The 869-nt window shown below is 44.6% G+C and carries 1 protein-coding gene; it reads right to left on the bottom strand.

Annotated elements, in window-relative coordinates:
- Window positions 1-84: 84 nt before the first annotated feature.
- Window positions 85-869 (bottom strand): portal protein (locus tag ACFIO5_RS10990; RefSeq protein WP_522729886.1); only part of this gene is annotated, 785 nt, incomplete at its 5' end.

The raw sequence follows: 869 nt of genomic DNA, 5'->3' as shown, positions 1-869 counted from the left end.
AGTGCAATTTTATGGATGAGTGATGCAGACAAAGATGCTATGCATAAAAAACCGCACTTCCTAAACACAAAGCCATTTCACTTTTCATGTGCCTTCTGCAAAATGGATTGGCATCAGCTGTTCCACACCGGCATGACCGCTAGGGCCTCCTAAAGCCTCAGCACTGTCTTGCAATGGAGCACTTTGTTTCTCTAAACTCTGCTTTTGTGCTTTGAGTGCAATTTTATGGATGAGTGATGCAGGCAAAGGTGAATAACGCAAAAGATCGAGCATAATATCTGGCGTTGTGAAACTCTGCATCAAAGGCAGCAATTGCATAATAATAGCAAATGTCCGCTCTTTTTCATTGAGACTCGTTGGAGCATCATCAACCACAATATCATACTCCAAACTGGTAATCATTTCGCGTGTTAACGGCACATACCTAGCATTTTCGTCACCAGCAATACGCACCAATCGCCCATCGGAAAGATAGTTTTGAATAAGGTAGAGAATAATGTTTCCCTGTCGCTGCCGATATCGCCGCAAACCATCAAAGAAAGAAGCCAACAAATTGAGTGAAGATTGGCGGCGTTGTTGTTCAAGAATTCCTGGTTGATTGACCGCCCGTGTACCAATAAATTCAGAAGACAATCCGGTCACTTGTTCGAGTGCGCTCTTTGCTTCATTAAACAGCTGAAAGAAGCCTTGGGGGAATTGTGCAACGGGCTTAGGCTGGATTCTTCCCCCAGACACAGCCCCACTTTTCAGCCAAGTAATGCTATCGGCTCTCGCCCAACTTTCCACGGCTTGTCGATCATCATCAAAAGCATCGCGTTCTGCCATAATTCCGCCTTTTGACTGACTATTAAGCAAATGCATCACTTGAC

Source organism: Bartonella sp. AA86SXKL (genome assembly GCF_042196885.1).
This window is presented reverse-complemented; position numbering and strand designations above follow the sequence as displayed.